The sequence below is a fragment of the Agrobacterium tumefaciens genome, from assembly GCF_005221325.1.
Taxonomy (GTDB): domain Bacteria; phylum Pseudomonadota; class Alphaproteobacteria; order Rhizobiales; family Rhizobiaceae; genus Agrobacterium.
In genome coordinates this window covers 1,542,357-1,555,414 of record NZ_CP039888.1, presented here as the reverse complement: position 1 = coordinate 1,555,414, position 13,058 = coordinate 1,542,357, and the positions used below count along the sequence as shown (strand labels likewise).

Genomic DNA, 13,058 nt, shown 5'->3' with positions numbered 1-13,058 from the left:
GAGAGGAAAAAATGCGGTATCTGCACACGATGGTTCGCGTCAAAGACCTTGGCGAATCACTGAAATTCTATGTCGATCTCCTTGGTCTTGCGGAAATACGCCGAATCGAAAACGAAAAAGGCCGATTCACGCTGGTGTTTCTTGCCGCCCGCGACGACGTTGCCGCGGCGAAGGAAAACAAGGCGCCGTGTCTGGAGCTGACCTATAACTGGGATACGGAGGATTATACCGGCGGCCGCAATTTTGGCCATCTCGCTTATGAGGTCGACAATATCTACGACTTCTGCGCGCGCCTTCAGCAGAACGGCATCGTCATCAACCGGCCGCCGCGTGATGGGCACATGGCTTTCGTTCGCTCGCCTGACGGTATTTCCTTCGAAATTCTGCAGAAGGGCGAAAGCCTCGCACCAGCCGAACCGTGGATATCTATGCAGAATACCGGTTCCTGGTAGGATTTTTTGAGCGAATACGGGCGGTTTTTCGCGCACTTGCCTTGTCCCGAGGGGATGGGGCATAGTCCGCGAATCAAAAACGGCCTGTTCCGTTTCGGGGAAGCGCACGATTCCGTTGCCGTGCTGCTGGTGAAAATGCAAGATACGGAGGCCATCCATGAAAACTGTCGAGAGTGCGAAAGGGCGCCTTTCCTGTCAGCGTCTCGTCGTCGCGGTTTCGCTGCTGGGGCTGTCCGGTTGCGTTTCCGCGGTGACGGATGACGAAATGGCCGCCACGGCGAAGAAGCCGGAAATCGCCGCGCAGCAAAAGCAGCAGGCGGCCGCCGCAGCAGTTCCTGCGCCGGTGGCCGGCGCGCAGCCGGGGCATTATGTGGATCCCGCCGTAGCGTCGGCGGCCGGCGCCAACAACGTTCCGGCCCAGCACCAGGCAGCCGGTGGCCCCGCACAGGGTTATGGTGGTGCGGCCGATATCGGCGGACTGACGACGCAGCCGACGGCGATTTCCGCCGGCACGTCCAGCATCTATTCCACCGCAAATGCGGTAACGCATCCCGGTTCGGCAGCGGCTCAAGGCGCGGCCGGAGTGCAGGGCGGTTCCGCCCAGAAGATTATTCCTGCCGTCAGCAGCGTCTATTCCGCGCCCGTGCAGCCGGCGCAGCCGCAGCCCGTTGCCGCGCCAGTCCCTGTTCCGGCAGCAGCCGCTCAGGTGCCCTCGGAACAGCATAGCGAAAATCGCCAGCCCGCTGCCGTGCCTGTGCCGCAGCCGGAGCAACTCGCTGCCGCGCAGCCCGCGGCCAATGCCGGAGCGACGGGTGAGGGGCAGGAAAGCGAGGGCAAGGGCCTGACGCTTGCGGCGTTTTTCGCCGGCGCGGCCAAGAAGCGCCTGCCGAAGATGATCGAAAGCGGCACGGCCGGCAACACGGAGGTTGCGGCATTGTCCGGAGCCGCTGATGGGTCGATGGGTATTGCGCTTTCCGGCCGCTCGATGATGTCTGAGGAATTCGACGACGCCCATCTCGATGAGGAGGATGACCAGCCGACCGGCCTGATGAAGCTCGCCTCACTGTCGGGCCTCACCCGCGTTGCCCCGAACGGGCTTTTCCTGCAGACGGACCATGTCGAAGTCGGCTGTTTCAAGCCGGAACTCGTGCGGATGATCAAGGATGTGGAGCGTCACTATAACAGCCCGGCGATCGTCACCTCGGGTTATCGCCCTCCGAAGGGAATAAGGCAGGGCTCCAAGCACTATACCTGCGATGCAGCCGATATCCAGATCAAGGGTGTCTCCAAATGGGAACTCGCCACCTATCTGCGTTCCCTGCCGGATCGCGGCGGCGTGGGCACCTATTGTCACACCGAATCCGTGCATATGGATACCGGCGAAGCGCGGGACTGGAACTGGCGCTGCCGCCGAACCGCGGCGCGCAAGTAATCCCACGCGTTTTTCCGGCGTCACGGCCATTCTCCTTGCTTCCCGATAAGGCCTGATATCGCATCCGCATGGACGGATGGCCCGGCTTGCTGTAGGAGGCGGTTTGTTCTGTCCCGCTTATGGTGCCTTGCGAATGCAGCCTGTCTCCACTTTCCCGATCTATATCGTTTCGATTGCCCGCGCGCGGGCGCGGCTGGAGAAGATGCTGGAGGGCGCCTCCGGCCTCGGTCTCGACCTGCGGCCAGTGGAAGGGGTGGACGGCAAGACCATTTCCCCTGAGGACTGGCGGGATTTCGACCGGCGCGGCTTCGAGCTGCGCAACGGCCGCCACGCCCTGCCGGGAGAATATGGCTGCTACGCCAGCCATATCAAAGCGCTTGAAATCTTCCTCGCGACCGATGCGCCTGTCGCCGTGATCGTCGAAGATGACGTTGCCTTCACGCCGGATTTCTCGGAGAGGGTCAAGGCCATGATTGCTGTAATGCCTGACGACGCCATCGTGAAATTGACCAACCATCGTCGAAAAGGCCTCAAGGGCCGCAAAACCAGCGCCCTTGGTGATACGTTCGGCCGGTGCATCTACGGCCCGCAGGGCTCATCTGCCTGCTACATCATCTCCCGCAGCGCTGCAGAGCGTTTCCTCAAGACGGCAAGAAGGATGACGCTGCCCTTCGACCGGGCTCTTGAATGCGGCTGGGGTTACGGCACCGAGGTTTACGTCACCGACAAGGATTTCCTGCCATTCGGCGACCCGGATACGCTGGTCGGCACGCGCGACGAGTATAGAGGCAGCAAGTTCGCCCGCCTGAGTCGGATTCCCGCCTATCTTTCCAGCTTTTACGACAATATCGCCCGGTATATTTACGCCTACCGGTAAGCGCTGTCATCCTTCGGCGGGCAGTGATCTCGGGAACAGACCGGCAAGGGCGACTGGTGTTCGCTGAGCGACCCTGAGGCGGCGGCGTTTGTCTTTTTGTCCATAGCTTATGGCAAGCGATTTAATTGCCGGCTAAATCTAACGATCCAGTACGTCTATGGAAAATAAAGGAAAAAACACTTTGGAGGTGGTGAGAGCGCAGGGATTCGAACCCTGGACCTACTGATTAAAAGTCAGTTGCTCTACCGGCTGAGCTACGCTCTCCCGTGTCGAGGCTTGGCTGCCCTTCGGAAGTGCGCGGAACATAGGTAGAGCGATCCGTTCGGTCAACCCAAAAAAAGCGGTTTCGACACTCAATACGGTTTTTTTTGTCGCACCCCCGAAAAGGTGATTGGAGAGAGGGGGCGGCTGGGGATAAAACCGGCTTCAGGCGTGTCCGGCAGACGGGTGAAATCGTTTTGCAGCAATGACATGCACGAAAATGAAGCGTGAAGCATCGGCGAATAGTGAGAATCGCGGGTCTTTGCGGGATGCGGAGTTCTTTCTTGTCGATTGCCGATATTTCCCTGTTCAGTGCGCTTCTGGCCGGCGCTCTTTCATTTCTCTCGCCCTGCGTTTTGCCGCTGGTGCCGCCTTATCTCTGTTATATGGCGGGTGTTTCGGTCGAGCAGTTCAGGACGGAAGAGACCGCGCCGCGGCCGGAGGTTCGCAGGGCCGTTCTGTTTTCGGCCTTCTGCTTCACGCTCGGTTTCGCCACGGTGTTTGTGGCGCTCGGGGCAGGCGCCTCGACGGTCGGTACGCTGCTGCGGCAGAATCTCGATATTCTTGCCAAGATCGGCGGTTTCATCATTATCCTCATGGGCCTGAACTTCCTCGGTGTTTTCCGAATCGGCCTGTTTGCGCGCGAGGCGCGGTTTCAGGGTGCGGGCAAGCCTGCCACGCTCTCCGGGGCCTATGTCATGGGTCTCGCCTTCGCCTTTGGCTGGACGCCCTGCATCGGCCCGGTTCTCGGGGCCATCCTCGGGGTTGCCGCTTCGAGGGATACGGTGGGCGATGGCGCTACGCTGCTTGCGGTCTATTCGCTTGGCCTTGCGGTGCCGTTCTGGATCGCCGCGGCGTTTTCCGGGTCCTTCATGCGTTTCCTCGTCCGCTTCCGCCGCCATCTCGGTCTCGTGGAGAAACTGCTTGGCGTGCTGCTGGTGCTCACCGGTCTCGCTTTCATGTCCGGTTTCATCACCAATGTTGCGATCTGGTTCCAGGAGACCTTTCCGATCCTGATGAAAATCGGCTAAGCCTCTCGCGGATGTGGGGGAACGACTGTGGCTGATATCGTTGGATTGCTGTTGCCGTTTTTTGGCCTGATCTTCATCGGCTACGGTGCGGCGCGCATAACCAAGCAGCCGGTCGAGGCGATGGGCTGGCTGAATACCTTCATCATCTATGCCGCGCTGCCGGCGCTGTTTTTCAAGCTTGTCTCCAAGACGCCGGTGGAAGAGCTGGCGCGGATGGATTTCGTCGCCGCCAGCCTTGCCTGCACCTATGGCATTTTCCTTCTGGTATTCCTGATCGGCCGCTTCGTGCGCAAGAACAGCCTCGCCGAAACCACGATCCAGAGTTTTGCGGCAAGCTACGGCAATATCGGCTATATGGGGCCGGGGCTTGCGCTTTTGGCGCTTGGCGAAAAGGCGGCGGTGCCGGTGGCGCTGATCGTCTGCCTTGAAAACGCTGCACATTTCATCGTCGCGCCGGCGATGATGGCGGTTGCGGGCGGCGATAAGCGCTCGGCCGCAAGGCTTGCGCTGGATGTGGCGCGCAAGGTCATCACCCATCCCTTTATCGTATCTGTCATCGCCGGTTTTCTGGCCGCTTCGCTCTCCTGGCAGCCGCCAGAGGCGGTGCAGCGGCTTGTGGACTATCTGGCGCAGTCGGCGGCACCCTGCGCGCTCTTCGCCATGGGCGTGACGCTGGCGCTTCGGCCAATGAAACGGGTGCCGGTGGAGATCAGCTATATCGTGCCGGCCAAGCTGATAGTGCATCCGCTCGCGGTTTATCTGGTGCTGTCGTCGCTCGGCCGCTTCGAACCCGTGTGGATTTATTCCGCGGTACTGCTGGCAGCACTGCCGACCGCGACGAATGTCTTCGTCATCGGCCAGCAATATCATGTCTGGCAGGAGAGGGCGTCAGCGACGATCCTGATCTCGACGGTGCTGTCGGTCTTTACGCTGACGGGCGTGGTTTATTTCATCCAGCCTTTTTGAAACTGCCGAACAGCAACGAGGGCAGGGCCTTCAGCCCGCGCCCCGGCTCGATACCTTCGCGCATGACCATGCTTCTGAGCGTGCCGATGCCGGAGAGAACATGCAGGCCGGCCGCGCGCGCCATCTGGATGGGCAGGAAGTCGGAAAGCAGCGAGCGGTTCAGAAGATCGACGCTGAGGGTGCGGCTATAGACATCCGCGCGCCGTTTGCGGTCAAAATTGCTGCCGGCATCCGCCGCAATCGGTCGGTCGGAGACGGCGCCCAGCAGTTCGGTCAGGGCGATGATATCGCGCAGGCTGAGGTTCAACCCCTGCGCGCCGATCGGCGGGAAGCCATGCGCAGCTTCACCGATGAGAGCGACGCGGCCTTTGCCGAAGCGATGCGCCGTCATGGAAGACAGTGGCCATGCCTGCACGCTGTTCTCGACGACAACAGCACCGAGCATGGATTGCATGCGCTCCTCGACCTTCAGGCTCAAAGCTTCCAGCGGCAGCGCCGTCAGTTCTTCCGCCTGCTGTGGCGTGACGACCCAGACGAGGCTGGAACGGTCTCCCGGCAGGGGCACTTGTGTGAAAGGTCCTGTCGGTGTGTGGAATTCCGTCGAGACATTGCCGTGCGGGCGGCTGTGGCCGAAGTTCAAAACCACGGCGGTCTGCGGATAAGACCAGGATTTTGCGCCGATGCCGGCCGCTTCCCGCACCATAGACTTCCTGCCGTCAGCGCCGATCAGGAAATCGGCGGAAAGCACTTCACCATCCGCGATCGTGACCGAGATTCGGTCATTGCCGATGTCGATCGTCTCGGCCGTCGTGTCGAGGCGGGTAATATTGTGCTCCTGCTCGACCGCTTCTGCGAGAACGCTGAGCAGCGCCTCGTTCGGAATATTCCAGCCAAAAGCATCGAGGCCGATTTCGGAGGAGCGGAACTGCACGGTCGGCGCGCGCAGCAACCGGTCGGTGCCGTCGATGATCTGCATGGTGGAAAGGCGTGCGGCCGAAGGCGCGATGCGCGACCAGAGGCCAAGACGGTCCATGAAACGGATCGACTGGTCCATCAGCGCCGTGGTGCGCTGGTCCTTCTTTTCGCTCGAAGGCGCGATGAGCGCCACATGGCGGCCGGCCCGCGCCAGTGCGATGGCCGCGATCTGGCCCGCAAGTCCCGCACCGGTAATAGCGATATCGAAGTGTCTCATAGTCCTGATCCATTGTTATTTCACGAGCATCATAGAGGCTTTGGGCGGGTAAATCCACTTCGGCAGCGGAACATCGGGGTACAAACATTCGTTGGTTGCGAGGCTATATTAGTCTTAGGATAAGCGGATTGAGCCGGTTGCAAAGCGTGGTGAATGGCCGCATACCGGAATGAACAGGGCGGATGAAAAACGGGGCGCAGGCGCTGACCATGAAACTTTTCAACTACAAGCGTGTTCCCTATGCGGAAATCCGCGCCTTTTCCGTGCATATGCTGACGGCCTCTGGTTCGTTTCTGGCGTTTCTCGGCGTCGTCGCGGCGGCCGAACACCGTTTCGTCGATATGTTCTGGTGGCTGGGCCTTGCGCTTCTGGTTGACGGCATCGATGGCCCGATTGCCCGCAAGGTGCGGGTGAAGGAAGTGCTGCCCAACTGGTCCGGCGATACGCTCGACAATATCATCGACTACGTCACCTATGTGCTTCTGCCCGCCTTTGCGCTTTACCAGAGCGGCATGATCGGCGAGCCGCTATCCTTCGTGGCGGCCGGCATGATCGTGGTGTCGAGCGCCATTTATTATGCCGATATGGGCATGAAGACGGATGAATATTTCTTCTCCGGCTTCCCGGTGGTGTGGAACATGGTGGTTTTCACCCTGTTCGTCATGGATGCCAGCGCAACCACCGCCATGACCGTCGTCACCGTTTCGGTGTTCCTGACATTCCTGCCGATCAACTTCCTGCATCCGGTGCGGGTGAAGAGGTTGCGGCCGCTTAATCTCCTTGTCGTGGCTATCTGGTGCGCGCTTGGCGGTTATGCGCTGCTGATGCATTTCGAAGCGCCGACATGGGCGGTGATCGCCTTCGTGGCGAGCGGCATCTATCTTTATTGCATTGGTGGAGTATTGCAGTTTTTCCCGTCGCTCGGCGCGAAATGAGAAAAAAGGTAAAGCCATTTATTGCTTGTGCAAATTGCATTTAAGCAGCGTCTTTTTCAGTTGTGCGCAGCAGCAAAACAGTTATCAATAAGTCTTGATCGGATGAAATTGCATACGCATTGGCGTCCGATTGGGAACAATGACCACGATCGTTTGAAACGCTTCGAAGAAGGCGCGGCGGTCGGTGAGAGAGGGAACTAGTGACTGGAACTTTGGCGCCGGAGGCCGTGCCTCTCCTGTCCGTTCGCAAGCTGACCAAGCTGTTCGGCAATTTCGCCGCCTGCAACGGTATCGATCTCGATATTGCGCCGGGCGAAATCCATGCGCTTCTGGGCGAAAACGGCGCGGGAAAATCCACGCTCGTCAAGATGCTGTTCGGCGTGCTTTCGCCGACCGAGGGCGATATCATCTGGCAGGGTCAGCCGGTTTCCGTGGGCTCGCCAAGCGAGGCCCGCCGGCTTGGCATCGGCATGGTATTCCAGCATTTTTCGCTGTTCGAAGCGCTGACGGTTGCTGAAAACATCGCCCTGTCGCTCGATCCGAAAATTTCATTGAAGGAAATCGCCGGGCAAGCGGAAACGCTGTCGCGGGCCTATGGTCTGCCGCTCGATCCATACGCACATGTGGCCGATCTTTCGGTCGGCGAGCGTCAGCGCATCGAGATCGTGCGCGCTTTGTTGCAGAACCCGCGCCTCATCATTCTCGACGAGCCGACCTCGGTTTTGACGCCGCAGGAAGCCGACAAGCTGTTCGAGACGCTGGCAAAGCTGAAGGCCGAAGGCCGTTCGGTGCTTTATATCAGCCATCGGCTCGAAGAGGTGCAGCGCATCTGCGACCGCGCCACCGTTCTCCGCCATGGCAAGGTGACGGGCGCCTGCGATCCGCGCAGGGAGACGCCGGCATCGCTGGCGCGCATGATGGTGGGCAGCGATGTCGCGAGCGTCTCGCGCGCCACGGGTGAAGCGCTCGGCGCACCGCAGATCGAGGTCATGGGGCTTTCGGTTGCGCCGCGCACGCCTTTTGCCGTGGCGCTGAAGTCGGTTTCGATGAATGTTCGCGCTGGCGAGGTGCTGGCAATTGCCGGTGTGGCCGGCAACGGGCAGGGCGAGCTGTTCGATGCGCTCTCAGGCGAATATCCCGTCTATAATAATGATGCCATCCATCTGCGCGGCAAGCCGGTCGGCCGTATCGGCATCAATGGCCGCCGGCTGATGGGCGCGGGTTTCGTGCCGGAGGAGCGCCACGGTCATGCCGCTGTTCCCGGCATGAGCCTTTCCGACAATCTGCTGCTGGCGCGGGCACGTTCCGACCGCAAGGCATTTCTGACCGGCGGTTTTCTGCGTGTCATCCGTGGCTCGGCCATCAAGGCGGCGGCGCGGCGCATCTCGGAAACCATGGATGTGCGCAAGAGCGGCGCGGACCCGCAGGCGGGTTCGCTTTCGGGCGGCAACCTGCAGAAATTCATCGTCGGGCGCGAGCTTGATCGGCAGCCTTCCGTACTTGTCGTCAACCAGCCGACCTGGGGCGTTGATGCAGGTGCCGCAAGCCGCATTCGCCAGGCGCTGGTCGATCTTGCCAGGGCAGGCTCGGCAGTTATCGTCATCAGCCAGGACCTCGATGAAATCTTCGAGGTCGCCACCAATATCGCGGTCATTTCCGATGGCAAGCTTTCCGAGGCCCATCCGGTGGAAGAGATGACGCTTGAAAAGATCGGCCTGCTGATGGGCGGCATCCACACACAGTCAGGAGCCGCCCAGCATGCGCATTGAGCTTGAAAAACGGGCAGGGGTGTCGAAGCTTTTCACCCTGCTTTCGCCGCTTCTGGCGCTGGTTTTGACGCTGCTCGTCGGTGCCGTCATGTTCGCCATGCTCGGCAAGAACCCGCTCGATGCGCTTTACGCCTTTTTCGTGGAACCCTTGCTTGAAGTCTGGTCGCTGCATGAGCTGGCAATCAAGGCCGCACCGCTGATCCTGATCGGCGTCGGCCTGTCGATCTGTTATCGCTCCAATAACTGGAATATCGGCGCGGAGGGGCAATTCACCATCGGCGCGATCACCGGTTCCATCCTGCCGGTGCTTTATCCCGACTGGCATTCGCCGCTCATCCTGCCGCTGATGATGGTGATGGGCGCCATAGGCGGCGCGCTTTACGCGGGCATCCCGGCGCTGTTGAAGACGAAGTTCAACACCAATGAAATTCTCGTCAGCCTGATGCTGGTCTATGTCGCGCAGCTTTTTCTCGACTGGCTGACACGCGGCATCTGGCGCGATCCCGGCGGCTACAACTTCCCGCAGACCAAGCCCTTCAATGACAGCGCCGTGTTGCCGGAAATGCTGGCTTCCGGCCGGGCGCATTGGGGTTTCGTGTTCGCCATCATCGCGGCCATCGCGCTGTGGTTCATGATGCGCTACATGCTGAAGGGCTTCGAAGTCACCGTGCTTGGCCAATCGGCGCGGGCAGGGCGCTTCGCCGGTTTTTCGTCGAGCCGCATGGTGTGGTTTTCGCTGCTGCTATCAGGCGCGCTGGCGGGCCTTGCGGGCATATCGGAGGCCTCCGGTTCCATCGGCCATCTCCAGCCCAGCATTTCGCCGGGTTACGGCTTTACCGCCATCATCGTCGCCTTTCTCGGTCGTCTCAATCCGCTCGGCATCATTCTCTCCGGGTTGGTGTTGGCGCTGACCTATCTCGGAGGCGAGGCGGCACAGCTTTCCATCGGGGTGTCTGACAAGGTGACCCGCGTGTTTCAGGGGCTGATGCTGTTCTTCGTTCTGTCCTGCGATACGCTGATTTTTTATCGCATCAGGGTCGTTTTTGCCGGCAGGGCGCATCAAAAAGAAGGAGCGGCATGATGGATATGCTTCAGGCCATTCTCCTCACCGTCATCACCGCCGCCACACCGCTGGTCATCGCCGCTTCCGGCGAGTTGGTGGTGGAGCGTTCGGGCGTGCTCAATCTCGGCGTCGAGGGCATGATGATCATGGGCGCGGTCTGCGCTTTTGCGACCGCCCATATCACGGGGTCGCCCTATCTCGGCATTCTGGCCGGAATCGCCTCTGGAGCGGTTTTTTCGCTGCTGTTCGGCTTCTTGACGCTGACGCTGGTGACAAACCAGGTGGCGACGGGCCTTGCGCTCACCATTCTGGGCCTTGGCGTCTCCGGCATGCTGGGCGAAAGCTTCGTCGGCCTGCCGGGCATCAAGCTGCAGCCTATCGTCTTTCCGATCCTGTCGGAAATTCCCTTCTTCGGCCCCTTGCTGTTCCGGCAGGACCTGATCTTCTACATGTCCATCGCGCTGGTTTCCGGCATCGGCTGGTTTCTGTTCAAAAGCCGCGCGGGCCTCAAAATCCGTGCGATCGGCGACAACCACGGTTCCGCCCATGCGCTGGGCATCAACGTCATCCGCACGCGTTATCTGGCCGTCATGTTCGGCGGCGCCTGCGCGGGTCTTGCTGGCGCCCAGCTGTCGCTGGTCTATACGCCGCAATGGGTGGAAAACATGGCGGCGGGGCGGGGCTGGATTGCGCTTGCGCTCGTCGTCTTCGCGTCCTGGCGTCCATGGCGCCTGCTGGCGGGCGGTTATCTGTTCGGCGCGGTCACCATAGGGCAGCTGCACGCGCAGGCATTCGGCATCGGTGTGCCGTCGCAACTGCTTTCGGCGCTGCCCTATCTCGCTACTATTGTCGTGCTGATCATCATCTCGCATAATCGCCGCACGACCTTGATCAACACGCCGGCATCTTTGGGCAAATCCTTCGTGCCGGATCGCTGAATTCGTTCTCCAAACCAACAGGGGTAAAAATGAAAAAACTGGTCATCGCACTTGCCGCTTCCATCGCGGCGCTCGGCGGCGTCGTTTCCTCAGTCGAGGCCGCGGACGCCAAGAAGGTCTGCTTCATCTATGTCGGTTCAAAGACCGACGGCGGCTGGACCCAGGCGCATGATATCGGTCGTCAGGAACTGCAGAAGCATTTCGGTGACAAGATCGAAACGCCGTTCCTCGAAAGCGTTCCGGAAGGCCCGGATGCCGAACGCGCCATCGAGCGCATGGCCCGCTCCGGCTGTGAGCTGGTTTACACCACCTCCTTCGGCTTCATGGATGCGACGGTGAAGGTCGCCCAGAAGTTCCCCAAGGTGAAGTTTGAACACGCCACCGGCTTCAAGACGGCCGACAACGTTGCGACCTACAATTCGCGTTTCTATGAAGGCCGTTACATTCAGGGCCAGATCGCCGCGAAGATGTCCAAGAAGGGTGTTGCCGGTTACATTGCCTCCTTCCCGATCCCGGAAGTGGTGATGGGCATCGACGCCTTCGTGCTCGGCGCGCAGTCCGTCAACCCTGAGTTCAAGGTCAAGGTCGTCTGGGCCAACACCTGGTTCGACCCCGGCAAGGAAGCCGATGCCGCCAAGGCGCTGATCGACCAGGGCGTCGATATCCTGACACAGCACACCGACACGACGGCTCCGATGCAGGTTGCGGCCGAACGCGGCATCAAGGCCTTCGGTCAGGCTTCCGACATGATCGCCGCCGGTCCGCAGACGCAGCTGACCGCCATCAAGGACACCTGGGGCGCCTATTACATCAAGCGCACGCAGGCCCTGCTCGACGGCACCTGGAAATCCGAATCCGTCTGGGACGGCCTGAAGGACGGCATCCTGACCATGGCGCCTTACACCAACATGCCTGATGACGTGAAGAAGATGGCCGAGGACACCGAAGCCAAGATCAAGTCGGGCGAGTTGCACCCCTTCACCGGCCCTGTAAAGAAGCAGGACGGCTCGGAATGGCTGAAGGCGGGTGAAAAGGCTGAGGACAAGGTTCTGCTCGGCCTCAACTTCTACGTTGCCGGCGTGGATGATAAGCTGCCGCAATAATGCGGATTTTCGCCCATTGGTGATGACAGGCCGCACATGAAGTTCATGTGCGGCTTTGCTTATTTTCATGCGTTTTACTGTGCGGATGAAGTTTGCCTTTGCTTTTCACGCGACTTGATGTTTTTCACTATAGTCTGACTTGAAATACACACGTCTGGCGCGATTTTTGAGATCGCCAGCCGAACGGAAGGACATGACATTTGCAGCGCGGAATGCTCGATGCAGCGATTGGTTTTCGAAAGCTGCGGACAAATCATGCACAGGTCGTTCACAAGCTGGGTCTCGATATCGTCTCCGGCACCTTCAAGACGGGTGACATCCTGCCGGGTGATGCCGATTTGATGGAACGGCTGAAAGTATCCCGCACGGTGCTGCGCGAAGCGATGAAGACGCTGACCGCCAAGGGCATGATTTCCCCCAAAGCGCGTATCGGCACCCGCGTGACGGAGCGTGAAAGCTGGAACATGTTCGATAGCGAAGTGCTGCTCTGGCATTTCGAGGCGGGTGTGAGCGACGAGTTCCTGTTGCATCTTTACGATATACGCCAGGCTTTCGAACCCTATGGTGCGGGACTGGCCGCCATCAGGGCAAAGGACGCCGATATCGCCAAGCTTGCCGCCTATGCCAACGAGATGGGCAATACCGCTTATTCCAAGGAAAAGCGCGCGCTTGCGGATATGAGTTTCCATGTGCTCATTACCGAAATGTCCGGCAATCCGTTCATGCGCACCGTCGGTTCATTGATCAAGGCGGCGCTTGTGGGCATTTTCCGCATGAGCAACCCGGAAGCGGACCCCCACGAGATTTCCGACGTGTCCGCTTCGCATCTGAAGCTCGTCGAGGCATTTCGCCTGCGCGACGAGGCGGGTGCCCGCCGTGAAATGGAAAGGCTGATCGAAAACGGCCGCCAGCAGATCCTGCAATTCACCGCCCGCAATTCCCGCAAATAGATCACAGCCTTCCGCCGCTGATCACGTTTGATGAAAATCGCTGCGGAAATTTTGGTTGGGATTTGCATGGTTTCTTAAGCGGGCCGCCG

Annotated in this window: 12 protein-coding genes and 1 tRNA gene; 11 read left to right on the top strand and 2 right to left on the bottom strand. The window is 60.0% G+C overall.

From position 1 onward, the window contains the following. The first annotated feature begins 11 nt into the window (after positions 1–11). The 3 genes from CFBP5499_RS08125 (at position 12) to CFBP5499_RS08110 (ending at position 2,761) form a co-directional block, all read left to right on the top strand. The gene (locus CFBP5499_RS08125) at positions 12–452 is read left to right on the top strand and encodes a VOC family protein (protein WP_080824900.1); all 441 of its coding nucleotides are present in this window, start codon (positions 12–14) and stop codon (positions 450–452) included. Between the two features lie 157 nt (positions 453–609). Next, positions 610–1,884, top strand: a complete 1,275-nt coding sequence (locus CFBP5499_RS08115) for a YcbK family protein (protein WP_175416656.1) — start codon at positions 610–612, stop codon at positions 1,882–1,884. Between the two features lie 133 nt (positions 1,885–2,017). After that, positions 2,018–2,761, top strand: coding sequence for a glycosyltransferase family 25 protein (locus tag CFBP5499_RS08110; RefSeq protein WP_080824902.1), 744 nt, complete (start codon positions 2,018–2,020; stop codon positions 2,759–2,761). Positions 2,762–2,949: 188 nt separating this feature from the next. Here CFBP5499_RS08110 and CFBP5499_RS08105 read toward each other — a convergent pair. Further along, positions 2,950–3,025: transfer RNA gene (locus CFBP5499_RS08105), tRNA-Lys, on the bottom strand. 281 nt (positions 3,026–3,306) lie between these two features. Between CFBP5499_RS08105 and CFBP5499_RS08100 the strand changes: the two genes are divergently transcribed. Together CFBP5499_RS08100 and CFBP5499_RS08095 are read left to right on the top strand one after the other, a co-directional pair. Continuing rightward, on the top strand, positions 3,307–4,053 hold the full coding sequence (locus tag CFBP5499_RS08100; RefSeq protein ID WP_130932429.1) for a cytochrome c biogenesis CcdA family protein: 747 nt from the start codon (positions 3,307–3,309) through the stop codon (positions 4,051–4,053). 27 nt (positions 4,054–4,080) lie between these two features. Beyond that, positions 4,081–5,019 carry an AEC family transporter gene (locus CFBP5499_RS08095; protein WP_080824904.1) on the top strand — a complete coding sequence of 313 codons (939 nt, stop codon included), beginning with the start codon at positions 4,081–4,083 and terminating at the stop codon, positions 5,017–5,019. Here the strand turns inward: CFBP5499_RS08095 and CFBP5499_RS08090 are convergent. Beyond that, positions 5,003–6,211, bottom strand: a complete 1,209-nt coding sequence (locus CFBP5499_RS08090) for a UbiH/UbiF family hydroxylase (protein ID WP_080824905.1) — start codon at positions 6,209–6,211, stop codon at positions 5,003–5,005. The genes CFBP5499_RS08095 and CFBP5499_RS08090 overlap by 17 nt on opposite strands. 209 nt (positions 6,212–6,420) lie before the next feature. Here CFBP5499_RS08090 and pcsA point away from each other — a divergent pair, with 209 nt between their 5' ends. The 6 genes from pcsA (at position 6,421) to CFBP5499_RS08060 (ending at position 12,969) form a co-directional block, all read left to right on the top strand. Beyond that, a complete protein-coding gene (gene pcsA, locus CFBP5499_RS08085; protein ID WP_080827297.1) occupies positions 6,421–7,146 on the top strand; it encodes a phosphatidylcholine synthase in 726 nt (241 codons plus the stop codon). A 212-nt stretch (positions 7,147–7,358) separates the two neighbouring features. Then, entirely contained in the window at positions 7,359–8,915 is a 1,557-nt protein-coding gene (locus tag CFBP5499_RS08080) for an ABC transporter ATP-binding protein (RefSeq protein ID WP_175416773.1), read from the top strand. Next, positions 8,905–9,996, top strand: coding sequence for an ABC transporter permease (locus tag CFBP5499_RS08075; RefSeq protein ID WP_080824906.1), 1,092 nt, complete (start codon positions 8,905–8,907; stop codon positions 9,994–9,996). The genes CFBP5499_RS08080 and CFBP5499_RS08075 overlap by 11 nt, the downstream gene beginning before the upstream one ends. After that, entirely contained in the window at positions 9,996–10,916 is a 921-nt protein-coding gene (locus tag CFBP5499_RS08070) for an ABC transporter permease (RefSeq protein ID WP_175416655.1), read from the top strand. The genes CFBP5499_RS08075 and CFBP5499_RS08070 overlap by 1 nt, the downstream gene beginning before the upstream one ends. A 29-nt stretch (positions 10,917–10,945) precedes the next feature. Then, positions 10,946–12,019, top strand: a complete 1,074-nt coding sequence (locus CFBP5499_RS08065; protein WP_080824908.1) for a BMP family ABC transporter substrate-binding protein — start codon at positions 10,946–10,948, stop codon at positions 12,017–12,019. Between the two features lie 212 nt (positions 12,020–12,231). Further along, positions 12,232–12,969, top strand: coding sequence for a FadR/GntR family transcriptional regulator (locus tag CFBP5499_RS08060; protein ID WP_080824909.1), 738 nt, complete (start codon positions 12,232–12,234; stop codon positions 12,967–12,969). Positions 12,970–13,058 lie beyond the last annotated feature (89 nt).

Bases quoted from the DNA above. Each gene is read 5' to 3' on its own strand.
- CFBP5499_RS08110 (WP_080824902.1), top strand. From the start codon at position 2,018: ATGCAGCCTGTCTCCACTTTCCCGATCTATATCGTTTCGATTGCCCGC.
- CFBP5499_RS08075 (WP_080824906.1), top strand. From the start codon at position 8,905: ATGCGCATTGAGCTTGAAAAACGGGCAGGGGTGTCGAAGCTTTTCACC.
- CFBP5499_RS08125 (WP_080824900.1), top strand. From the start codon at position 12: ATGCGGTATCTGCACACGATGGTTCGCGTCAAAGACCTTGGCGAATCA.
- CFBP5499_RS08065 (WP_080824908.1), top strand. From the start codon at position 10,946: ATGAAAAAACTGGTCATCGCACTTGCCGCTTCCATCGCGGCGCTCGGC.
- CFBP5499_RS08060 (WP_080824909.1), top strand. From the start codon at position 12,232: ATGCTCGATGCAGCGATTGGTTTTCGAAAGCTGCGGACAAATCATGCA.
- CFBP5499_RS08070 (WP_175416655.1), top strand. From the start codon at position 9,996: ATGGATATGCTTCAGGCCATTCTCCTCACCGTCATCACCGCCGCCACA.
- CFBP5499_RS08115 (WP_175416656.1), top strand. From the start codon at position 610: ATGAAAACTGTCGAGAGTGCGAAAGGGCGCCTTTCCTGTCAGCGTCTC.
- CFBP5499_RS08090 (WP_080824905.1), bottom strand. From the start codon at position 6,211: ATGAGACACTTCGATATCGCTATTACCGGTGCGGGACTTGCGGGCCAG.
- pcsA (WP_080827297.1), top strand. From the start codon at position 6,421: ATGAAACTTTTCAACTACAAGCGTGTTCCCTATGCGGAAATCCGCGCC.